This window comes from Streptomyces smyrnaeus, assembly GCF_017676345.1.
GTDB classification, from domain to species: Bacteria; Actinomycetota; Actinomycetes; order Streptomycetales; family Streptomycetaceae; genus Streptomyces; species Streptomyces smyrnaeus.
In genome coordinates, this window is the sequence record NZ_JAFFZM010000002.1 from 374,525 (window position 1) to 395,592 (window position 21,068).

Sequence of the window (21,068 nt, forward strand, 5' to 3'; positions counted from 1 at the left end):
CGCGTCGCTGTACGCAACGAAACCGGGCGGGGGACACGGGGGACAGGGCGTGAGAGGCAGTGCGACGGCGCGCCGCAGACGATGGGTGCAGGGCGCGGTGCTCGCCTGCGTACTGGCGCTGCTGCCGGCCACGTGGTTGCGGCTGTCGACCGACGGCCGGGTCCGCGAGGACGTCGCCTCCGCCCCCGAGGCCCCGACGGCCCTGGTGTTCGGCGCGGGCCTGTGGAACGGAGAGCCCTCCCCCTACCTGGCCCACCGCCTCGATGCCGCGGCGCGGCTCTACCGCGCCGGGAAGGTCCGGGTGGTGCTGGTCTCGGGCGACAACAGCCGACGCGACTACGACGAGCCCGGCGCCATGCGCGCCTACCTCACCGAGCGCGGCGTACCGCCCTCCCGCGTCGTCGCCGACTACGCGGGCTTCGACACCTGGGACTCGTGCACCCGCGCGGCCCGCGTCTTCGGGGTGCGCCGGGCGCTGCTGGTGAGCCAGGACTACCACGTGCGCCGCGCGCTCGCGCTGTGCCGGGCGGCGGGCATCGACTCGTACGGCATGCCGGTGCGCGAGCCGCGGGACGCCACCTGGTACGCGGGCGGGCTGCGTGAGCTGCCGGGCGCGGTGAAGGCGGCCTACGACGCCGCGTTCACCCCCGACCCGCGCTTCCTCGGCCCCCGCGAGCCCGGCGTCCGGCGCGCCCTGGCGGAGTGAGGGAAGCACCGCCGCCACCACATCCACCGCCACCAGTTGTTCGAACCGCGAGAAAGCGACGCCAGCAATGACATCAACGGGGACCAGCACCGACGGCTCGGGAAGCTCGGGCAGCACCGACGGCACCGGTGGCGCGGGCGGGTTCGAGCGCTCCGCCGAGGAGCGCACGTACCGCGCCGCCGCCGAGGAGGGGGACGCGGCGGACAAGCGGGTCTACGGCGAGTACCTCGTCGGCCGAGGGCGCGTCGACGACGCCGTGCGCTGGTTGGAGGAGGCGGCCGAGGGCGGCGACGCGCGGGCCGCACGGCTGCGTGCCGTCACCGCGAAGGACCGGGGCCAGTTCACGGTGGCCGCACACTGGTACCGGACGGCGGCCGAGCGGGACGGCGACTGCGCGTTCGGGCTCGCCGAACTGCTGCTGGAGCGGCTGGACGACCCGGAGGGCGCCGCCGAGTGGTACGCGAAGGGCGCCGGACTCGGCAGCGTCGAGTGCCGCACCAACGGCGCCCTGCTCATGCTGCGCCAGGGCCGTACCAGCGAGGCCAGGGCGCAGCTGGAGCAGGCGGCGCTCCACGACCACGTCGCCGAACAGATCGAGGACCGGCTGATCGAGCTGGCCGACCGGATCGACCACTACCGGGACCGGATCACCGAGCTCGCCGCACTGTGCGCGCTGCCGCCCGAGGAGCGCCCGGCAGACCTCGACGAGCAGGTCGACGAGTTCCTGGAGGACGGTGACGAGAGGTACGAGCCCTTCGGTGAACTGCACAAGGAACCGGAGTGGTTCACCTCCTACCCGTCCTTCCTCCCCGACGCTGAGAAGGCGTACGAGGAGGCGCAGGCGCTCGGCGACCCGCGCACCGACCGCTGTCACGGGCTCCTGTACTACAACCTCGACCGGTACCAGGACGCGTGCCGGGTGCTGGAGGACGGATTGCGCAGGCACCCGGACTCCCGGACGCTGGCCCGCACCCTCAGCGCCGTACACCTGCAGTACGGCGAGCTGGAGAAGTACGAGGCCTCGCTGCTGCCCGGGGCCGAGGCCGGCGACCGCCTCCAGCAGCGGCGGCTCGGCGACCACTACCGCGACCAGTGGCGGCTGGCCGAGGCCCGCCGCTGGCTGGAGGCCGCCGAGGCCGGCACCGAGGGCGGCGACCACGACGGCGACCACGACGACGAGTCCGTCGCCGCCTCCCTCGCCGAGCTCGCCGAGGCCGAGCAGGCCACCGCCCCGGCGCTCGACACCCAGACGGAGTCCCGGCTGCCCGCGCTCCACGCCGCCGCCGCTGCCGGCGACCCGGCCGCCGACCTGGAACTCGGCCGTCTGATGCAGACGCTGTGCCGCTATCCCGAGGCCGTACGGCACTACAAGCGAGCCGCCGCCGACCCCGGCACCCCGCACGCCCCGGCCGCCTCCTACGCGCTCGGCCGCATGCTGTACGAGGAGTGCGGCGCCCACGAGAAGGCAGTCGTCCCGCTCTACCTGCCCGCGGCCAAGGAGGGCGACCTGGACGCGATCGAAGGACTGGGCGCGCTGTACGTACGGCTGGACGAGCCGGTCAAGGCGGAACCGTGGCTGCGCAAGGCGGCCCGGTTCGGTCGGCCCGACGCCGCGAGCTGGGTCGGCAACCGGGTCGGTGACGACTACGGCGACATGGAGGAGGCAGTCCGCTGGTGGATGCGCGCCGCGAAGGCCGGGAGGGTCTGGTACGGCTGGCGCGCCGGTATGCAGCTCGTGCGGTGGAAGCGGTACCAGGAGGCGGAGGGGCTGTTGCGGCTCGCGTGGACGGGCCGCGAGAAGAAGGACCCGCTGCACGAGGCCGCGTACTGGCTGGCGCGAGCGCTGCACGGGCAGGGGCGGGCCGCGGAGGCGGTGGAGTGGATGCGTACCGCACGGGACGTCCACCACATAGTGCGGCGCGGCTACAGCGGCTTCATGCTGACCACACTCTTCGACCCGTCGATGGAGCTGGCGAAGCTGCTGGTCGAGGAAGTCGCGACGCCGGAGGCGTACGAGGAGGCCGAGACCCTGCTCGCCCCGGTGCTGGAGCGCTCCCCGCAGCACCGCACCGCCCGGCATCTGCTGGCACGCGTCGCCGAGCAGCGTGGCGACCTGGATGCCGCGCGCGACCACCTCGAACAGTCGTACACCCCCGAAGGGGAGGAGGCCGGGCCGCTGCTGACCGCGCAGCAGGTGACGGAGGCCCTGCGGCGCGTGCTGGGGTGAAGCGAGCCGGTGGCTGTGCCCCGTTAGGGTGGCGGCATGCACGGAGGTGAGCAGGCGGTACGAGGGACCCGGCGGGCCGCCGCCGTCCTCGTGGCGGTGCTGCTCGCGCTGAGCGCCGCCGTGCACCTCGCGGGGGCGTCGTCCGCGCCGTCCGCTTCCACTGCGGCTACCGCGGCCACTGAGGCCGCTGAGGCCACCGTGGCCTTCGGGGTGCAGCCCACCGCTTCCGCGACCGTGTCCGCCGCCGACGACTCGGGGCCCTCGCGCTGCCACAAGTCGCAGGACGGCGGCGGTGCGCTTCCGGCCGTGCCCGCCTCCGGCCAGCAGCAACTGCTGCCCCTGGCGCTCCCGGTCTGTCTGACGCCGCAGTCGCACAGCGCGATCGATGCGGCGCACGCCGGACGGCCCCTGCGCGGTCCAGCGCCGATACCTCCTCCCACCCCCGTCGAACTCTCCGTCCTGCGCGTGTAGCGGCGCCCGCCGACGCGACTTCGCGTCGGCGTCCGGCTGTCGCTTTCCACCTCCGCAGAACAGGAGACGTTCGCATGCCGTCGAACAAGTCCGCCTCGCCCTCCTCGTCCGCCTCGCCTTCCTCCCGCCCCCGCCCCCGCAAGGGCGTGGTCATCGGCGCCCTCGTCGCCGTGGCCGCGCTGCTGGCGGGCTGGCTCTCGCAGTACGCCGTCGGCGGCGACTCCGCCGGGGGCGGGAGCGGCGCCGGCTCGGGCGACGCCACCATCGAGGACCGCTCCGAGGACACCGCCGCCGGCAACCCGGCGCTGCTGAAGCTCGCCCGCCGCACCGCCGACGACCCGTTCGCGCGCGGCGACAAGGACGCGCCTGTCGTGATGATCGAGTACGCCGACTTCGGCTGCTCCTTCTGCGGCAAGTTCGCGCGGGACACCGAGCCGAAGCTGGTGCGCAAGTACGTCGAGAAGGGCCTGCTGCGCATCGAGTGGCGCAACTTCCCGGTCTTCGGCAAGGGCTCGGAGCGCGCCGCGCTCGCCGGGTACGCGGCCGGACAGCAGGGGCGCTTCTGGCAGTTCTACGACGCCGTCTACGCCGACAAGGACCACGAGAAGGGCTCCTTCACCACCGACCGTCTGCACGAACTCGCCGAGCAGGCGGGAGTGAAGGACCTGAAGCGCTTCGACCGCGACCGGGCGAGCGAAGCCGCCAGGAAGCTGCTGGACAAGGACCGCACCGAGGCCTACGGGCTGGGCGCCGCCGCCACCCCGGCCTTCCTCGTCAACGGGCAGCCGATCGCGGGCGCCCAGCCCGACAAGGTGTTCACCGACGCGATCGAACGTGCGGCGGCGGCAGCGGAGTCGAAGTCGCCGAAGTCGCCGGAGTCGAAGGCACGGAAGTCCGAGGCGCCGAAGTCCGAGGCGCCGGAGTCCGGCAGGACCGGCGGCGAGGGCTGACGGTCTGATGGACATCGGATACCTGGCCGCCTTCCTCGGCGGCCTCCTCGCCCTGCTCAGCCCCTGCAGCGCCCTGCTGCTGCCCGCCTTCTTCGCGTACTCGATCGACTCGGCCGGCCGGCTGATGGCCCGTACCGGCATCTTCTACCTCGGCCTGGCCACCACGCTGGTCCCGCTGGGCGCCGCCGGCTCCTTCGCCGGGCGGCTGTTCTACGGCCACCGCGACCTGCTGGTCTCGGTGGGCGGCTGGCTGATCGTCGCGCTCGGGCTCGCCCAGATCGTCGGGCTCGGCTTCGCTTCGCGCCGGCTGCGGGAGGCGTCGGGCCGGATCCGTCCGACCACGGCACTGTCCGTCTACGCGCTGGGCGCGGTCTACGGGCTGGCCGGGTTCTGCGCGGGACCCATCCTCGGCAGTGTGCTGACGGTCGCCGCCGTGCAGGGCAACCCCGTCTACGGCGGGGTGCTGCTGGCGGTCTACGCGCTGGGCATGGCCGTACCGCTGTTCGTGCTGGCGCTGCTGTGGGAGCGGTTCGACCTGGGGCGGCGGCGATGGCTGCGCGGGCGGGAGCTACGGCTCGGCGGCCGGCTCCGGCTGCACACCACCTCGCTGCTGTCCGGACTGTTCTTCGTCCTGCTCGGCGCGCTCTTCCTCGCCTTCGACGGCGCGGCCGGACTGCCGGGGCTGACGGATGTGGACGGCGCGTTCGCCGCGGAGGCCTGGGCCCGGCGGGTGGGCGACGCGGTACCGGACGGCGCGCTGCTGGCGGGGCTCGCCCTCGCGGCGGGCGCGGTGTGGGGAGTGCGCGCGCTGCGGAGCCGCCGCCGGAGCACTCCCGGACCTGACGGAGGCAGAGTGTCCGAAGTGTCGGAAAAGTAACGGAAAGCATCTTGTGCCCGCTTAGTGTGAGGGGCATGAGCGAGGAACCCGAGTGGTCCGAGCACCGCGCCGAGGACCCCAGCACCGATCAGCCCCGTCACCCGCACGGCAAGCACGGCGGCCCCCGGCGCACCCCGGCCCGGAAGTGGCAGGACTTCAAGGACTCGCCCTTCTTCCCGGCCACCGTCCTGGTCCTGATCCTCGCCGCCGGCGCCGGTCTCTTCGCCGGGTCGTACACCTATGCGATGGCCAACCCGACCCCGCACCATGTGCCCGTCGCCGTCGTCGGCGAGCCCGAGAACAGGCGGGACCGCAGCGAGTTCGTCACCGGCATGGAGAAGGCGCTCGGCTCCTCGCTGAAGCTGCGGCACTACCGCACACAGGCGGCGGCCGAACACGCCATCGAGGCCCAGCAGGTCTTCGCCATCATGCGGGTGGAGCGGCCGAAGGGCGTCGAGCTGGATGTGTCCAGCGCCTCCGGAGCCTCGGTGGCGGAGCTGCTGGAGGAGGCGGGGCCGAAGGTCGGCAAGAAGATCGGCGTCCCCGTCGAGGTGCGCGACCTCAAGCCCCTGGACCAGGGCGACCCGCGTGGCCTGGCCATCTTCTACATCTCGCTCGCCGCCGTGATCATCGGCTTCGTCGGCGCCATCCAGCTCAGCGTCCACGCGCGGGCCCTCAACCCGCCCGAGCGCATCGCCTTCACGCTCGCCTACGCCCTGCTCGGCGGCTTCGTCATCGCCGCCGTCGTCGACTGGGGGCTCGGCGCGCTGGACCTCCCGTTCGTCCACTCCTGGATGATCCTCGCGCTGACGCTGTTCACCAGCGGCATGGTCTTCACCATGTTCAACACCCTCGTCGGCCGCTGGGCCATGCTGCCGACCTGGGGCCTGATGGTGCTGCTGGGCAACCCCTCGTCCGGCGGCGCCGTCTCCTGGCCCCTGCTGCCCTCCGTGCTGGGCGAGATCGGCCGCTGGCTGCCCCCCGGCGCCTCCGTGAACGCCCAGCACACCGCCGTCTACTTCCCCGACCACCAGCTCCTCCAGCCCTATCTGGTGCTCGCCGCCTGGGCCCTGGTCTCCTGTGCCGTCTTCTGGATCTGGCGCCACCGCCACCCGGGCGGCCGCCCCCGCTCCTCGTCGCCCTCCCACGCCGCGGCGGCCGCGGGCTGAGGCCCGCACGCCGGGCCCTCGCTGCAGGAGGCCGGATCAGCCCGAACCGGATCAGATCAGCCGGAAGAGGTCGGCGGCGGCGTGGACGTCGGTGAGGTCCTCGATGGAACGGAGGTTGTCGCACAAGGCCCCCAGGACCGAGTCGCTTCCGGCGGCCTCCGGGGCGCCGACGACCACGCCGAACAGCCGGAAGCCCAAGCGGTGCTTGGCGTCGTTCCAGCCGCGCGTCCATTCCTCGGTGACGCCGCACTCGTCGTCGGTGATCATCACGATGTCGCCGCGCCTGCGGGCGGTGTCGTCGAACTCCTGCTCCAGCAGTTCACCGGCCGCGGTCAGCGGCGCCTGGTAGCTGGTCCCGCCGCCGAGGAAGCTCTCCGCGAAGTCGAGGACCCGGGGCAGGTCGGCGGGCTCGTCCGCCGGGAAGCGGAAGACCTGGAGCTTGTCGGCGGCGGAGAACAGGATCCCGACGAAGTCCCGCCCCGCCTGGCGGGCCTGATCCAGCAGCGCCAGGGCACACGCCTTGGCCCACGCCTCCCGGGAGACCCCGCCGGGACCTGTCTCGTACATGGAGTGCGAGGTGTCCACACACGCGATGACGGCGCCCTTGCCGGTGGCCTGCTCCTCCTGGCTGTCGTAGAGCATCAGCTCCCCGGCGGCATACCGCACGGCGAACACCGCCCGCAGCTCGGGCAGACCCAGGTTGGCCAGCTCGGAGGGGATGACGCGGGAGAGGTCGTTGCCCAGCGTGACGCCGACCAGCTCCCCGGTGGCGTTCTCCACCTTGCGGGCGCGCTCACCACCGGCCATCTGCCGGAAGCGGCCGATCAGCTCGGCCCACCGGGCCAGACGGCTGGTGCGCAGCCGCTCGGCGAGCCGGGCGCGAGCGTCGAACGGCATCCGTTCCAGCTCGCCGGGGGCAACACCCCATGCCCGCATCAGCGTGGCCTCCTCCCGTACGGACCCGGCGGCCTGTGCCGCCGCGGTCCGCGCGCCGGCACGCAGACCGGGGGCCGCCGCCGCGAGGGCCTGCGCGGCGGCCTGGGCGGCCTGCCGCGCAGCGGCCTCGGCGGCCCGGGCGGCCACGACCGCCTGCTGCACGGCGTCGTCGGCCGGGACCGGCACAGCGCCGGAGCCCGCCTCGGAGCCGGCCCCGGGACCGAACCCGAACCCTGCCTCGGCCCCTGCCGCTGCCTCGTCGGCGGCCTGCCCCAGTGCCTCGCCCACCCCCCTCGCCGCGTCTTCGGCACCCCGCTGGGCCGTGTTCGCCTGCTCGGCCTGTTCCCAGGCGGCCCGGCAGCGCTCCAACAGCCCGCGCAACGCGGGGGCCTGGGCGAGCACGGCCATGGCGGCGGCGTAGGGGTCACCGACCGTCTCCCGCCGCAGCTCGGCGAACTCCTGTGTCTCCAGCAGCGAGGTGATGACCTGGTGGTTGACGAGCCGGGAGGGCGCCATCTCCGCGCGCTCGCGCAGCCGCGGACCGGTCTTGTAGGCCGCCAGGAAGGCGTCGGTCAGCAGGTCGGCGGTGCACTCGTAGCGCGCGCTCAGCTCCGCGGCCAGCTCGCGCAGCCCGGCCGACTGCTCGTAGGTGTCGCGCCATGCGATCCGGTCGAACCGGTCCGTGACGACGGCCGCGGTGTGCCGTCGGCCGGGATCGGCGGCCGACGGGCCCGGCCACGTCCCGTCCCGCCCCGCCGATCCGCCGAGCCTTCTCGATGCCCCACCCACGCCGTGCCCCCTCGCCCCTGTTCCCGGTTCCTGGCCCGTCTCCCCGTCCGCGTCCTCGTCGGTGCTCAGAGCTGGGCCTGCACCATGCTCGCGTCCACGCCGAGGGCCTCGGTGAGAACGCGGGCGCGGACGGCACGCTGATGGCCGGTGACCCGGTCTATGGCGGCGGTGGAGCGGCCCGCGCCCGCCGCCTCCTCGCGCAGCTTCTCCAGCCGCTTCCCCGCCATGGCGAGCTTGTTGTGCGCCTTCTTGATGACCCACTCGCTCAGCGCCTCCCGGGACTGCCCGGCCATGGCGTCGAGCTGGGCCTCCAGCTCGTCGAGGACGTCGGCCAGGTCGAGTGCTTCCTTGGCGTCCGGGCTGACCAGTTGCAACACCTCGCGCTCGACGGTCGGGCGCTGGGCGGGGGAGTCCCACAGCACGTGCGTCAGGATCGACAGGTCGGTCTCGGCGACCGCCGGGCGACCGTCGAGGTACGCGGACGCCTGGAGCAGGCCCACCGCCTGCCGCCAGCGGCGGTCGGAGGCGATGAGTTCCTTGCGGCGCAGGGCGGCCCGCAGCGTGCACACCGCGTCCACGATCGGGTCCGGGACCTCCACGGCCGGCACGGCCTCGGTCACGGCGTGCTGCAGAGCGGCCAGTTGTACCGTGGTCCGGGTCGGTGCCGTCGGGCGGCTGACGGCGGAGCGGACCAGCGCGGCGAAGTTCGAGGGGTCCGCCAGATAACCGACCTCGATCCGCACCAGCAGCCGGTCGTAGATCGCGGCCGAGTCCTCTCCGCCGGGCAGTTCGTTGCTCGCCGTGATGGCCCCTATCAGCGGGCAGTGGATCGGCTCGCCGCCGCTCTCAGGGTGGTAGATCCGCTCGTTGAGGTAGCCCAGCGTCTCGTTCAGCGCCGCCGTGGAGCACTTGAATATCTCGTCGATGAACGCGACGTGCGCGGTGGTGGCGCGGCCGTCGTAGACCTGGCGGTACTCGCCCCGGGCCAGCGCCGCGACGTCGATGGGGCCGAACATTCTCGTCGGCGCGGTGAACTTCGACAGGAGGATTTCCCAGTAGGCCGCCCCCTCGATCCTGCCGGTCAGCTCTCGGGCCATCTCGGACTTGGCCGTGCCGGGCGGACCGAGTATCAGCGAGTGCTGCCCGGCCAGCAGTGTCACCACCAGCGTCCGTACCACGTCGGCCCGCTCGTAGAAGCGGTCCGACAGCTCGCCGGTGATCGCCCGCAGTGCCTCGGCCGTGTCCTGCGCGTCCTGTGCGCCCATCTGCAACTCCATGCCTGTGACGCCCTGTCGGGCTGTCGGGAGGGAGGCCCTTCCTCCCCCCAGAAACTACGACGGCCCCGAACGGGAGGTTCCGACCGCCGACCACGATGCCCCCCGCGGGCAGCTGCGCGGGCACCGCGGGGCAGCCGCGGGGGGAGGGGCCGGGCGGCTCGGGGGCGCATTGCCGCTGTTCCGGTTCCTTGGCAGCCCGATCGTCCACGGAACGCCGACGGGGTGAAGGGGAGAGGGAGGCAGGACCGAGGCAGGACAACGGAAAACGGCCCCGCCGAAGATCTTCGGTGGGGCCGTTCGCCCAGTTCAGGGCTGCGGTGGCTGGGGCCGGGGTCGAACCGGCGACCTTCCGCTTTTCAGGCGGACGCTCGTACCAACTGAGCTACCCAGCCCGGCGCTGCGGGGCCGGAGCCCCTGATCGGGCAGGCCATCAAGAGGTGAAGCGACTTGATGGCAGCGGTCCTGACGGGATTTGAACCCGCGGCCTCCACCTTGACAGGGTGGCGAGCACTCCAAACTGCTCCACAGGACCAAGTGTTCGTGCGAGCTCCAGTCTCGCACAGTGCGACGAGTGCTCCCAACCGTTTTCCGGGGCCTTTGGGGGCTCCCCAGCAGGGGTGACGTCGCCGGAAAAGAGTAACAGACCCCGGCGGCTGCCCCGAACCGTCACCGGGCGCCGGTGCTCCGTTCGGGGGCGCCGGCCCGCCACTGGCGGCCGATGGTCAGCAGCATCTGCTGGTAGACGCCCAGGTACCGGAAGGGCTTGATGCCTGCCATGTACAGGGTGCCGAGGGTTCCGTTCGGCTTCACCAGGACGGTCAGCTGTCCGCGGTACCCCCCGGGGGCCCTGCTGTCCGGGACCCAGCCGACGTGCATCACTCCCTGCATCGTGTGGTTGGCCAGCTCGGCCACCCATTCGTCGTGCGTCTGGTAGACGGAGGTGAACGGGACGGGCACCCCCTTGAGGTCCGGCCCGCGCGGGGCTTCCCGCAGGTCGGCGGGGAGCCGGTCGCGCAGGGTGGGGACGCGGGTGCCGAGGCCCGATGCGGGGTCGTCCCAGCCCAGGAGTGCGCCGAGCTTCCAGCGGGCCGCGAACAGGAAGCGTGAGACGGCGGTGGACAGGTGCGCGTCGGCGCCGTTCGCCATCTGGTCGACGAGGTGGGCGAAGTCGTCGGGGCCGCCCGGAGTCGGGATCCGCCATACGTCCTCGACCCGGAAGTCGGGTGCGATCTCGTGGATGCGCCACGGGTGGCGGGTGTGCTCGGTGCGGGGAAGTCTCATGATCGGCCCCTGTCTATACGGCTCCGTATAGCAAGCAGGCTAGCGCGATCTGTACGGTGCCGTATAGAGGCTTCATGAAAGAAGGCCTCAGACGTCAAAAAGCCCCGCCACCCGCGAATTCGCGGGTCGTCCAGCTCGGAGGCGGGCACCGCGGATGAGGCCGGCATCTCTTGAGTCGCGCGGGCCACCCGCTCGTGGCGGGCATTTCGACCGGTGAGCCGGGCGCCCTCGAAGGCGTGCGCCTCCCTGCGCGAACATGTTCGCTACGATGAGCGTCGTGGGTGTGAGAAGAGAGCCGGTCAGCCGCCGGGAGCGTCCGGCCAAGCCTGCCCTGTCCCGGCGCGGAATCGTGGACACGGCCGTGCGGATCATGCGGGCCGAGGGGCTGGAGAAGGTCACGATGCGCCGCTTGGCGCAGGAGCTGGACACCGGTCCGGCCTCGCTCTATGTGTACGTTGCCAACACGGCCGAGCTGCACGCGGCCGTCCTGGACGCCCTGCTCGGCGAGGTCGACCTGACCGGCCGGGAGGGCGGCAAGGGTGGCAAGGACTGGCGCGGCCAGCTCCGAGCCGTCATGACCTCCTACACCTTGGTGCTCTTCGAGCACCCGCAGCTCGCCCGGTCCGCTCTGGTCGCCCGGCCGAGCGGTGAGAACTATCTGCGGTTGGTGGAGCGCATCCTCGACCTCCTCTCCCGCAGTGGTGCCGGCCGCGAGCAGGTCGCCTGGGGGGTGGACAAGCTCCTCCAGGACGCGACGGCCACCGCCGCCGAGCAGGCGACGCGTGAGCACGACCCCCACTCCGAGGGTGACTGGAGCGTGGCTGTCGGCGCGCTGCACGCTGTGGACGAGACGACGCATCCGGCGATCAGCGCGCACATACCGCATCTGGTCAGCGGCACGGCCGAGGACCGGATGCGCTGGAGCTTCGACGTGCTCGTCAACGGCATCACGGGTACCCCTGTGCCCGGCCAGGCCGACTGAGTCCCGCGGGCCCGGCCGCTGCCACGCCGGTGAGCGTCGCTCGCCGGGCCCCCGCCCCCCTTCTGCGCCGGGCCCCGTCCAGGCCCGTCGCGCACCTGTTCGTGACGAATGCATTCGCCTCGCTGAAAGTGGCCGACGTGGCCGCTTACCGGCCGGCCGCACGGTGCTGTCCCGTCCCTGAACAGGTGCCGGCACAGGCAGCTGTCTCTCCGGTGCGCACGCGCATCCTCGCTCCCCGAAAAGGTCCCTCGGAGCTTCGGTGGCCCCGGGGTGTCGGCACCTCGAAGTGATCATGGCGCGCCGTGCGGCAGCCGAACCCGCTCGCCCCGAACCGTCCCGAACGCGTTCGTTCCGACCTTGCTCGTGACGAACGCGTTCGTTACGCTGTGAGTGACGGCGGACCGGTAGACCGGCAGGGGTCCGCGGAAACGCATGGCCGAGCGGGCGCCGACCCGCTTTGGCATCGTGCCGCCCGCGGTGGCGGTCATGGTGCCGGGTCCGGGTCGGTCCCGTACTGGGTGCGCGCTCTCGGTGCAGGTCGGCGGAGTTTTCGCCGCGCCACGGCCGCAGGCCGAACCGACATGAAGAGCCGCACCATTCACCACGCACGAAGGAGCAGGCCATGAACGAGATCACCCATGCTGCCGACGACACGGCCACCGAAGCGGTGCCCGTGTTGATCGTCGGCGGCAGCCTCGTAGGGCTGTCCGCCGCGGTCTTCCTGAGCTGGCACGGCGTTCCGGTCGTCTTGGTCGACAAGCACCACGGCAGCTCCCCGCATCCGCGTGCGATCGGCTTCACCACCCGCACGGTGGAGCACTTCCGGCAAGTGGGGGTCGATGTGCCGCCGTCGCTGCAGGGCATGAAGCCGCCGCGGCGGGCGCGGGTGGAGAGCCTGACCGGTACATGGCTGGAGGAGTACCCGTGGACCCCGGGCGGCGAGGGCGCCTACGGCGCCGAATACTCCCCGGTGCACGCGATCGCGATCACCCAGGACAGGCTCGAACCCCTCCTGCGTGACCGGTCGGCCGAGCTGGGCGCGGACCTGCGGCCGGGTACCGAACTGATCGGCTTCGTCCGGGACGACGACGGCGTGACTGCGACACTGCGTCGCCGCGACGACGGCCACGAGTACCGCCTGCGCGCCCGGTACGTGGTGGCCGCGGACGGCGCGACCAGCGCCATGCGTGAGAAGTTGGGCATCGCCCGTCACGGGGCGGGTCCGCTGTCGGTGCAGCGCAGCATCCTGTTCCGTGCGCCCTTGGACGAGTATCTGCGGCACGGTGTGGTCCAGTTCGAGATCGAGCAGCCGGGCTTGAAGGCGTTCCTGACCACCTACTCCGACGGGCGGTGGGTGCTGATGCTCAGTGACGACGTCGAGCGTGACGCCGACGAGCAACGGCGGGTGGTGCAGCAGGCGGTCGGCCGTACCGACATCCCCATCGAATTGGTGACCACCGGCCGCTGGGACCTGGCCGGGCTGATCGCTGACCGCTTCTTTGCCGGCCGGGTGTTCCTCGTCGGCGATGCCGCCCACCAATTGCCGCCCAACCGTGGCGGTTTCGGCGCCAACACCGGAATCGACGACGCGCACAACCTGGCCTGGAAGCTGGCCGCCGTGCTGGCCGGGAGGTCTGAGCCCCGGCTTCTGGACACCTACGATGCCGAACGTCGGCCTGTGGCGGACCTGCGCCATGACCAACTGTTCGCACGCGCCGACTACAAGGCTTACCTGACGGCCCCCCGAACAGACGTGCCGGTGCTCGACGACGCGTCCGTCGAACTCGGCCAGCTCTACCGCTCGGCCGCGGTGCTGGGCGCGGACGCCGACCTGCCGTCCGCGCGACGACCGGAGGAGTGGTCCGGCCAACCCGGCACCCGGGCCCCGCATCTGTGGGTCACCGTCGACGGCGAGGAGCGCTCGACGCTGGATCTGTTCCGGCGCGACTGGGTGCTGCTGTCCGAGGACGAGCGCTGGGCCGCCGCCGCGACCCGTGCCGCCGAGCGGTCGGGCATCCCCGTCACGTTCGTACGCATCGGCACCGACGCGAATCCGGTGGAGCCCGACGCCTTCCGTACCGCCTACGGCCTCGAATCCACCGGGGCCGCCCTGATCCGGCCCGACGGATACATCGCCTGGCGCGCCATCACCGCCCCGGCCGATCCCGCCCAAGCGCTCAACGTCGCGTTGAACGCTACCGCTGTGCCCACCCATGCCATCGAGACAGCAGCAACGGAGTCCTGATCATGACCGCCACCACGCTTGAGGAACGTGTCCTCCGCCTCGAAGACATCGAAGCGATCCGTGACCTGACCGCCCGCTACGCCGACGCGATCAACAAAGGATGGAACGGCAAGACCGTCGACGCCGAAGCGATCCCGGACATCTTCGCGGCCGACGCCCGCTGGGAAGGCTTCGACGGCGAGGTGACCCACGGCGCGGACGCGATCGCGGCCGTACTGCCCAAGGCCACCTCCGTCGTCCAGCTCTCCATGCACACCTTCCTCAACCCGGTCATCACCGTCGACGGTGACACCGCCACCGGGGACTGGCTGATGTGGGTCGGCTCTGTCATGGCTGACAATCCCCGCTCGGTCTATATGAGTGCCGACATGACCTACACACGCACCGACAAGGGCTGGCGCATCCAGACCGTGCTCATCGGCTTCGGAACCATGGTCCGGGGCAGTGACGGCGACACCGCTTGACGGTCCTGTAAGGGAGCGGACGCAGGACAGTCGCGGAGAAGCGATACCCCGAGCCCGCCGCAAAATGATCCGCCAGCACGGGATCGGAGGAGGGGCCGGAAGCCGAATATGCCCGGGGCGCAGCGGTTCTCGATTGCTCGTGCCGGCACCCTGGTGATGACATGACATCACGTGAAACGGGACAAAAGAGCCCTCCTGACCTGTGTTTCCGCAGGTCAGGAGGGCTTCAATGAGTGCCCCCAACGGGATTCGAACCCGTGCTACCGCCTTGAAAGGGCGGCGTCCTGGGCCGCTAGACGATGAGGGCGAAACGGCCCGGCCGGGCGCCTGAACAGCGCTTCGGCAGGCTCGGGCAGCATATGGGATGCACGGACGGTTCGCCAAAACATATTCGGGCGCGGGCAGCACCCGTCCCTCGGCGTCGTCGGCCCCCGGCGGCCCTGCGGTCACTGGTCCCCGTTGGTCAGCGCCCCCGGAGTCCGGCGCCCCCGGCGGGTCAGCGGCCCGTCGCCGGGCTCGTACCGGTGGGGCTCGACGAGGAGGGGGACGGCGACGGGGACGAGCCGGGCTTTATCTCCTCCGGAAGGTGGCGGGAGACCTCCGCCTTGGACAGCCCGAGCCCGCCCAGGTTGATCTCGTCCCACGCCTGGAGGCGGTCGCTGTCCCGGTCCAGGTAGAGCACGGAGGCCTGCACCTTGTCGGGCGTCTCCCCCTCGACGGCGCGCAGCCCGCTGCCGCCCGTGGAGCCCTCGATCATCAGCCGGGTGCGGTGCGGCAGCACCCGCGTACTGCGGTTGTGGGTGTGCCCGGCCAGGGCGAGGGGGACGAGGCCGTCCGTCTGCTCGGCCAGTACGGGGTTGTGGCCGACGGCGATGTCCACCGGGGTGCCCGCGTCCCGCTGGGCACGCAGCGTTTCGGCCAGTTTGCGGCCCTCCGCCCGCTCCGCCGGGTCGCCCTCGGGGGCGACCGAACGGTCCGGGGTGAACTGGGGGTCGCCCCAGCCGGAGATCCGCAGCCCGGCCACGTTCACCGGTTCGCCCTTGTCCAGCACGTGCACCTGCGACCCACGCTCGTCGGCCAGCTCCTGAAGGGCCTGCTGGGTGGTTTCCGAGTCGTGGTTGCCGCGCACCCACACGTACGGCGCACCCAGGTCCGGGATGGGCTCCAGGAACCCGTTCTCGGGGGCTGTGCCGTGGTCCATGGTGTCGCCGGTGTCGATGATCACGTCGATCTTGTACTGCTCGACCAGCGACCGGATGATGTGCCAGGCGGCCGGGTTGAGGTGGATGTCCGAGACGTGCAGCACCCGCGTCGTCGAGGGGTCCGGCTGGTACGCGGGGAGGGTGGAGGCCGCGTCGTACAGCTTGGTCACATTGGTGACCAGGCGCGCCAACTCCTTCTGGTAGACGTCGAACTCCGTGGCGATACTGCGGGCGTTGCCCACCACGGAAGGGGCGCTCGCCAGCAGCCCGGAGAACCGCGGCTCCAGCACCGACTTCGGGTTCCAGGTCGCCGCCGCCGTCGCGCCGCAGGTCACCAGCAGGGCGAGGGAGAGACCCCCGGCGGCGAGCGCGGTGCGGGGGCGGCGGTAGACGGCGAGGGCGAGCGCGCAGGAACCGGTCAGTACCGCGACGGCCGAGCGCAGTCCGAGGTCGAGCGCGCCGGCCCGGACGTCCCCCGAGATCTCGTCCTCCAGGCCCTCGATGCGCTCCGGATGGTCCACGAGCGCCGTGGCGCGCTCCTGGTCGAGCTGGTCGACGTCCACGTCCAGCCGCAGCGGCGCGGTGTGGCTGTGCAGCTCCAGGGCGCCCAGCGGGGAGACGTTGATCTTGGTGCCGCCGGTGAGGGAGGGGCGCAGCGTCATCGTCGTGTCGACGGGGCCGACGGGCGTCCGGACGTTGCCCACGACCAGCAGCCCCAGCCAGGCGCCGAGCAGGGTGACGGCGGCCAGCCCGGCGGCGCGCCGGTAGGGGCGAAGGCGGGGACGGGGGCGGCGGACGGTGGCGGAGAGCCGGTCGGCGAACTGTCTGAACCAGCTCCCCGCTGCACGCGACGGCTTGGAGACAACGCTGGCCATGTGGGCCCCTATGCCCTTTGTGCGGCATCTGTATGCCCGCGGACGGGCCGGTGGCGGAAGCCGGAGGGATGATGCCTCGGCGCGGATGCTGGTCGACAATGGGCGCGTGCTGGAGATGACGCGTGAGGATTTCGAGGAGCTGGTCGCCGAGGCCCTCGACCGGATACCGCCCGAACTGACCAGGCTCATGGACAACGTCGCGGTGTTCGTGGAGGACGAGCCCCCGGCGAGCGACCCCGAGCTGCTCGGGCTCTACGAGGGGACGCCGCTGACCGAGCGCGGCGAGTGGTACGCGGGCGTCCTGCCGGACCGCATCACGATCTACCGGGGGCCGACGCTGCGCATGGTCGAGCGGGAGAGCGCCGAGGAGGGCGAGGCCCGCGAGGGGGTCGTGGAGGAGGTCGAGATCACGGTCGTGCACGAGATCGCCCACCACTTCGGGATCGACGACGACAGGTTGCACGCACTCGGGTACGGGTGAGCGCTTGCACCCGCTCGGGTGCGGGTGAGTGGAGGCCGCGGAGCCGCTCGGGTGCGGGGCCGAGCGGGTGGGGGCCGAGCGGGTGCGGGCGGCGCCCTCGGCGGGGCGCCTGTGCGGGAGAGCGCACGCGGTGCCGCGCGCCGTGGGCGCCGTGCGGCGTGACCTGTTGGGGTGATGGGGAGTTGGGCATGGCACTCGCCCGCAGTCCCGCGCAGGAGGTCCCGCCGTGCGCCGCTCCCGTACCGCCGCGCCCACCGCCACCGTCGTCGCCCGGACGACGACCGCCGGCGCCCTGATACTCGCGGCGGTCTCCACCCTCAGCGGCTGTATGACGGTGCAGGGCACCGGCGACGCCGGTGAGGGCGCTGCCCCCGTGGGAAGCAGGGCCGACGACGACGGCGGGGCCACCGAGCCCGAGGGCGGGCTGGACGGCACCGCGTACCGCAAGGGCCACACCGGCGAGGACCACGGCGGTACCGACGGGCGCGAGGGCCGGGAGCGCGACAGGGACGGCAAGGGCAAGCGCGGGAAGCGCGGTGCGCACGACGACGAGCGGTCCGGGGACCGGGACCGCTCCGACGCCGACGGCACGGCAGGCCGGGACGCGTCCTCGGGGGCCGACTCGTCCGGCTCGTCTTCGGACAGCGACCGGCACCGGCCCAGGCCCCGTCCGAGCGGGGACGGGGGCGGTTCGGGCGGCTCCGGAGGCAGCGGTGGCTCGGGCGGTTCCGGGGGCGGCTCGGGCGCGCCGACCGGCTCGCCCAGTCCCACCCCGACCAAGCCGGACCCCGAACCCTCGCCCACCCGGACCACCGCCTCGCCCGGCGGTGTCTCCCGGTCGGCGACCGGGGGAGAGGACACCCTCGACCACCGCACCCAGCCCAGCACGGCCTGAGGGCACGGACGTTCCCGTGCCCGGGGCCGGGGGCGTTCCCGGGGCCGGGGGCCGCTCCGGACCCCGTTTGCGCGTTGCTCCCCGAGCCGCGTATGCTGGTAGATCGTTTGATCCCATTTGCCCGGCGCCGTCAGTACAGCGCGCCGTGTGGCGCGTTCTCTCCGGCCGTGGCTGACCGCATCGAGGCGGTTCTTTGCGAATTTCACGGAGTTATGGGCGCGTGCCGAATGACTCCGGAAGGTTGTCGCAACTCGCATGTCTGTCACCACCCCTGCCGCCGTACGCCCCGAGGACTTCCCCGAGCCGACCGCTGAGACGGTCGCAGAAGCGGCCCCCGAAACCACTGGAACGGCCCCCGAGATGACGGAAGCGGCTGCCGCGGCGGCCGAAACCGCCGAGGCCGTCGAGATGGAAGATGCGGCCGAGACGGCTGAGACCGCCGAGACGAAGATCACGTTCGGCGCCCTCGGGCTGCCGGACTCCGTCGTACGCAAGCTCGCCCAGAACGGCGTGACCGCGCCGTTCCCCATCCAGGCCGCCACCATCCCCGACGCGCTGGCCGGCAAGGACGTGCTCGGCCGTGGCCGTACCGGCTCCGGCAAGACCCTCTCCTTCGGCCTGCCGCTGCTCGCCCGCCTCAGCGGTGGCCGCACCCAGCGCAAGCGCCCGCGCGGCGTCATCCTCACCCCGACCCGCGAGTTGGCGATGCAGGTCTCCGACGCGCTGCAGCCTTACGGCGACACGCTCGGCCTCAAGCTGAAGGTCGTGTGCGGCGGTACGTCGATGGCCAATCAGATCTCCGCGCTCGAACGCGGTGTCGACGTCCTCGTCGCCACCCCGGGCCGGCTGCGCGACCTGATCAACCGCGGCTCCTGCTCCCTGGAGGACGTCGAGACGGCCATCCTCGACGAGGCCGACCAGATGTCCGACCTGGGCTTCCTGCCCGAGGTCACCGAGATCCTCGACCTGGTCCCCGAGGGCGGCCAGCGGATGCTCTTCTCCGCCACGATGGAGAAGGAGATCGACTCGCTGGTGCGCCGCTACCTCGTCGACCCGGTCTCCCACGAGGTGGACGCGGCCCAGGGCGCTGTGACGACCATGACGCACCACGTGCTGGTCGTGAAGCCGCGCGACAAGGCGCCGGTCACCACCGCAATCGCCGCCCGCAAGGGCCGCACCATCATCTTCGTCCGTACCCAGCTGGGCGCCGACCGCGTCGCCGAACAGCTGCGCGAGTCCGGCGTCCGCGCCGACGCGCTGCACGGCGGTATGACCCAGGGCGCGCGCACCCGCACGCTGGCCGACTTCAAGGACGGCAAGGTCAACGTCCTGGTCGCCACCGACGTCGCGGCCCGGGGCATCCACGTCGACGGCATCGACCTGGTGCTGAACGTCGACCCGGCCGGCGACCACAAGGACTACCTGCACCGCTCCGGCCGTACGGCGCGCGCGGGCGAGTCCGGGACGGTCGTCTCGCTGGCACTGCCCCACCAGCGGCGGCAGATCTTCCGGCTGATGGAGGACGCGGGCGTCGACGCCTCGCGGCACATCATCGGCCGCGGCGACGTCTTCGACGAGGACGTGGCACGTATCACAGGCGCCCGCTCGCTGACCGAGGTGCAGGCGGAGTCCGCCGCCAACTCGGCCCGCCAGGCCGAGCGCGAGGCCAAGCAGCTCAGCCGCCAGCTGGAGCGGCTCCAGCGGCGCGCCGCCGAACTGCGCGAAGAAGCCACCCTGCTGACCGCGCGTGCCGCGCGGGAGCGTGGCGAGGACCCGGACGCAGCTGTCGCAGCCGCCGCCGAGGCGGAGGCGGCCCAGGCCGCCGAGGAGGCCCGCGCCGAGGCCCGCCGCGAGGCGAAGGCCGAGGCCGAGCGCCGGGAGCGCGCCGACCGCGAGCGCCAGGACCGTGACCGCGGCGACCGCGGCGGACGCTCGTCCTCCGACCGTCGCGACCGCGGCGACCGGCGCCCGTACGACCGGGGCGGAGACCGCGGCGGCGACCGGGGCGGCTTCCGCCGCGACCGCGACCGCGACGACCGCCCGTACGGCCGTGACCGCGACCGTGACGACCGCTCGTACGGCCGTGACCGCGACCGGGACCGCCGGGACGGCGGCAAGGACAGTGGCCGCGGCGGCTCCGGCGCGGGCTACCGCCGCGACGACGTCCGCCGTGACGACCGCCGCGAAGGCGGCGACCGCGGCTTCCGCCGCGAGGGCTTCCGTGGCGGCGAGCGCCCCTACCACCGCGACCGCCGCGACGACCGCCGCCCGCACGGCCGCGTCGGCGAGCACCGCTCCGGCTCCCCCGCCCCCGGCCGCAACGGCGCCCGCACCCCGGACCGCCGCGCGGACAAGCCCCGCTGGAAGCGCAACGGCTGACGACCGCTGAGGGCCACGGCCCTCCGCACACGTACTCGACAGCAGCCTCGAAGGCATTCAACCCGGAATGCCTTCGAGGCCCGCCCGACCCCCGGGCTATGCTGCTCCGTGCGGGCCGTTAGCTCAATTGGCAGAGCAGTGGACTTTTAATCCATTGGTTGTGGGTTCGAGTCCCACACGGCCTACCGGGAGGGAGGAGGGCCCAGCCCTCTGACCTGCAAGGGAGCGCCCGGACCGAGGTGATCGGTCCGGGCGCTTCGGCGTTTCGGGGTGGTGGGCGTGAGCGATGCGTGAGCGGACGGTCCCTGAATGGGTGGCACGAACGCGCATGCGCAGGGGGCTGGAGAGCCAGCGGCTATGCCGTGAGGTCGAACTGGCGAAGCCAGTCAGGGTCTCCGCCTCCGACGGTGGCAACCAAGCCGCCGCTCAGCAGCAGCATGTAGAGAACGAAGGTTAGCCCGTCGTTGTCGCCGTAGTGCTCCACGGCCTCGTTGAGGGTCACGTCAGGCGAAGCATCCGGGTGTCCGATGAGACCTGCTGCGTACATGAGATCGTCGTGCGCGATCCCGAGGGAGTCATGGACCCAGTCGACGGCCTCGCATGCCTGCTCTTCGGTGATCGCCTCGCGGGCTGCGACTAGCCAGCCCATCAGGACGGCGAAGACGGCTGTCGGGGCAGACGGATGGTCTCCCTCGATGAAGGAGCCTCCGGGGCCCTTTGAGGGGTTCTCCAGCCAGGTGGCGATGTCGGCCCGTAAGCGCTTGGCTGTGCGGGCACGGGAAATCTCGGACACATCCGGCTCAGGAACGCTCTTACGCCCTGTGCGGGTGCTTCGTCGGCGTTGGCTGTTTCGTCCCATGGA

17 protein-coding genes and 4 tRNA genes are annotated in these 21,068 nt (G+C 72.3%); 13 read left to right on the forward strand and 8 right to left on the reverse strand.

Annotated features, from left to right (window positions below):
* Nucleotides 1-49 precede the first annotated feature (49 nt).
* The 6 genes from JW613_RS05175 to JW613_RS05200 all read left to right on the forward strand — a co-directional run bounded on the left by JW613_RS05175 (nt 50) and on the right by JW613_RS05200 (nt 6,400).
* On the forward strand, nt 50-706 hold the full coding sequence (locus tag JW613_RS05175) for a SanA/YdcF family protein (RefSeq protein WP_307865791.1): 657 nt from the start codon (nt 50-52) through the stop codon (nt 704-706).
* A gap of 67 nt (nt 707-773) precedes the next feature.
* Nucleotides 774-2,933, forward strand: a complete 2,160-nt coding sequence (locus JW613_RS05180; RefSeq protein ID WP_209209490.1) for a tetratricopeptide repeat protein — start codon at nt 774-776, stop codon at nt 2,931-2,933.
* Nucleotides 2,934-2,969: 36 nt separating this feature from the next.
* A complete protein-coding gene (locus JW613_RS05185) occupies nt 2,970-3,404 on the forward strand; it encodes a hypothetical protein (protein WP_209209491.1) in 435 nt (144 codons plus the stop codon).
* 74 nt (nt 3,405-3,478) lie between these two features.
* A complete protein-coding gene (locus JW613_RS05190) occupies nt 3,479-4,354 on the forward strand; it encodes a DsbA family protein (RefSeq protein WP_209209492.1) in 876 nt (291 codons plus the stop codon).
* 7 nt (nt 4,355-4,361) lie between these two features.
* Nucleotides 4,362-5,231, forward strand: a complete 870-nt coding sequence (locus JW613_RS05195; protein WP_209209493.1) for a cytochrome c biogenesis CcdA family protein — start codon at nt 4,362-4,364, stop codon at nt 5,229-5,231.
* Between the two features lie 35 nt (nt 5,232-5,266).
* Nucleotides 5,267-6,400: an ABC transporter permease gene (locus tag JW613_RS05200; protein WP_209209494.1), complete on the forward strand. Its 1,134-nt coding sequence runs from the start codon at nt 5,267-5,269 to the stop codon at nt 6,398-6,400.
* Between the two features lie 51 nt (nt 6,401-6,451).
* On the opposite strand, the gene JW613_RS05205 is transcribed toward JW613_RS05200, so the two are convergent.
* The 5 genes from JW613_RS05205 to JW613_RS05225 all read right to left on the reverse strand — a co-directional run bounded on the left by JW613_RS05205 (nt 6,452) and on the right by JW613_RS05225 (nt 10,683).
* Nucleotides 6,452-8,125 (reverse strand): VWA domain-containing protein, encoded by a 1,674-nt coding sequence (locus JW613_RS05205; protein WP_209209495.1) that lies wholly within the window; start codon nt 8,123-8,125, stop codon nt 6,452-6,454.
* Nucleotides 8,126-8,190: 65 nt separating this feature from the next.
* The gene (locus JW613_RS05210) at nt 8,191-9,390 is read right to left on the reverse strand and encodes an AAA family ATPase (protein WP_209209496.1); all 1,200 of its coding nucleotides are present in this window, start codon (nt 9,388-9,390) and stop codon (nt 8,191-8,193) included.
* A gap of 330 nt (nt 9,391-9,720) precedes the next feature.
* A tRNA-Phe gene (locus JW613_RS05215) sits at nt 9,721-9,794 on the reverse strand.
* 65 nt (nt 9,795-9,859) lie between these two features.
* A tRNA-Asp gene (locus JW613_RS05220) sits at nt 9,860-9,934 on the reverse strand.
* Nucleotides 9,935-10,068: 134 nt separating this feature from the next.
* Nucleotides 10,069-10,683 carry a DUF2867 domain-containing protein gene (locus JW613_RS05225; RefSeq protein WP_209209497.1) on the reverse strand — a complete coding sequence of 205 codons (615 nt, stop codon included), beginning with the start codon at nt 10,681-10,683 and terminating at the stop codon, nt 10,069-10,071.
* A 256-nt stretch (nt 10,684-10,939) separates the two neighbouring features.
* On the opposite strand from JW613_RS05225, the gene JW613_RS05230 reads away from it, so the two are divergent.
* The 3 genes from JW613_RS05230 to JW613_RS05240 all read left to right on the forward strand — a co-directional run bounded on the left by JW613_RS05230 (nt 10,940) and on the right by JW613_RS05240 (nt 14,374).
* Nucleotides 10,940-11,665 (forward strand): TetR/AcrR family transcriptional regulator, encoded by a 726-nt coding sequence (locus JW613_RS05230; protein WP_209209498.1) that lies wholly within the window; start codon nt 10,940-10,942, stop codon nt 11,663-11,665.
* Between the two features lie 622 nt (nt 11,666-12,287).
* Nucleotides 12,288-13,910, forward strand: coding sequence for an FAD-dependent monooxygenase (locus JW613_RS05235; protein ID WP_209209499.1), 1,623 nt, complete (start codon nt 12,288-12,290; stop codon nt 13,908-13,910).
* 2 nt (nt 13,911-13,912) lie between these two features.
* The gene (locus JW613_RS05240; protein WP_209209500.1) at nt 13,913-14,374 is read left to right on the forward strand and encodes a nuclear transport factor 2 family protein; all 462 of its coding nucleotides are present in this window, start codon (nt 13,913-13,915) and stop codon (nt 14,372-14,374) included.
* A gap of 234 nt (nt 14,375-14,608) precedes the next feature.
* Here the strand turns inward: JW613_RS05240 and JW613_RS05245 are convergent.
* Nucleotides 14,609-14,681: transfer RNA gene (locus tag JW613_RS05245), tRNA-Glu, on the reverse strand.
* 189 nt (nt 14,682-14,870) lie between these two features.
* Nucleotides 14,871-16,451: a metallophosphoesterase family protein gene (locus JW613_RS05250; RefSeq protein ID WP_209209501.1), complete on the reverse strand. Its 1,581-nt coding sequence runs from the start codon at nt 16,449-16,451 to the stop codon at nt 14,871-14,873.
* A 115-nt stretch (nt 16,452-16,566) separates the two neighbouring features.
* Between JW613_RS05250 and JW613_RS05255 the strand changes: the two genes are divergently transcribed.
* From JW613_RS05255 to JW613_RS05270, 4 genes are all read left to right on the forward strand, one after another.
* Nucleotides 16,567-16,932: a metallopeptidase family protein gene (locus JW613_RS05255; protein ID WP_099886667.1), complete on the forward strand. Its 366-nt coding sequence runs from the start codon at nt 16,567-16,569 to the stop codon at nt 16,930-16,932.
* 226 nt (nt 16,933-17,158) lie between these two features.
* On the forward strand, nt 17,159-17,827 hold the full coding sequence (locus tag JW613_RS05260; RefSeq protein WP_209209502.1) for a hypothetical protein: 669 nt from the start codon (nt 17,159-17,161) through the stop codon (nt 17,825-17,827).
* Between the two features lie 255 nt (nt 17,828-18,082).
* Nucleotides 18,083-20,206 (forward strand): DEAD/DEAH box helicase, encoded by a 2,124-nt coding sequence (locus JW613_RS05265; protein WP_209209503.1) that lies wholly within the window; start codon nt 18,083-18,085, stop codon nt 20,204-20,206.
* Nucleotides 20,207-20,318: 112 nt separating this feature from the next.
* Nucleotides 20,319-20,391: transfer RNA gene (locus JW613_RS05270), tRNA-Lys, on the forward strand.
* Nucleotides 20,392-20,561: 170 nt separating this feature from the next.
* On the opposite strand, the gene JW613_RS05275 is transcribed toward JW613_RS05270, so the two are convergent.
* Nucleotides 20,562-21,065, reverse strand: coding sequence for a hypothetical protein (locus JW613_RS05275; RefSeq protein ID WP_245225019.1), 504 nt, complete (start codon nt 21,063-21,065; stop codon nt 20,562-20,564).
* Between the last annotated feature and the right edge of the window lie 3 nt (nt 21,066-21,068).

Coding starts and splice junctions, on each gene's coding strand:
- JW613_RS05180 (WP_209209490.1), top strand. CDS start 774: ATGACATCAACGGGGACCAGCACCGACGGCTCGGGAAGCTCGGGCAGC.
- JW613_RS05230 (WP_209209498.1), top strand. CDS start 10,940: ATGTTCGCTACGATGAGCGTCGTGGGTGTGAGAAGAGAGCCGGTCAGC.
- JW613_RS05210 (WP_209209496.1), bottom strand. CDS start 9,390: ATGGGCGCACAGGACGCGCAGGACACGGCCGAGGCACTGCGGGCGATC.
- JW613_RS05265 (WP_209209503.1), top strand. CDS start 18,083: ATGTCTGTCACCACCCCTGCCGCCGTACGCCCCGAGGACTTCCCCGAG.
- JW613_RS05200 (WP_209209494.1), top strand. CDS start 5,267: ATGAGCGAGGAACCCGAGTGGTCCGAGCACCGCGCCGAGGACCCCAGC.
- JW613_RS05195 (WP_209209493.1), top strand. CDS start 4,362: ATGGACATCGGATACCTGGCCGCCTTCCTCGGCGGCCTCCTCGCCCTG.
- JW613_RS05225 (WP_209209497.1), bottom strand. CDS start 10,683: ATGAGACTTCCCCGCACCGAGCACACCCGCCACCCGTGGCGCATCCAC.
- JW613_RS05275 (WP_245225019.1), bottom strand. CDS start 21,065: ATGGGACGAAACAGCCAACGCCGACGAAGCACCCGCACAGGGCGTAAG.
- JW613_RS05235 (WP_209209499.1), top strand. CDS start 12,288: ATGAACGAGATCACCCATGCTGCCGACGACACGGCCACCGAAGCGGTG.
- JW613_RS05240 (WP_209209500.1), top strand. CDS start 13,913: ATGACCGCCACCACGCTTGAGGAACGTGTCCTCCGCCTCGAAGACATC.
- JW613_RS05185 (WP_209209491.1), top strand. CDS start 2,970: ATGCACGGAGGTGAGCAGGCGGTACGAGGGACCCGGCGGGCCGCCGCC.
- JW613_RS05190 (WP_209209492.1), top strand. CDS start 3,479: ATGCCGTCGAACAAGTCCGCCTCGCCCTCCTCGTCCGCCTCGCCTTCC.
- JW613_RS05255 (WP_099886667.1), top strand. CDS start 16,567: ATGACGCGTGAGGATTTCGAGGAGCTGGTCGCCGAGGCCCTCGACCGG.
- JW613_RS05250 (WP_209209501.1), bottom strand. CDS start 16,451: ATGGCCAGCGTTGTCTCCAAGCCGTCGCGTGCAGCGGGGAGCTGGTTC.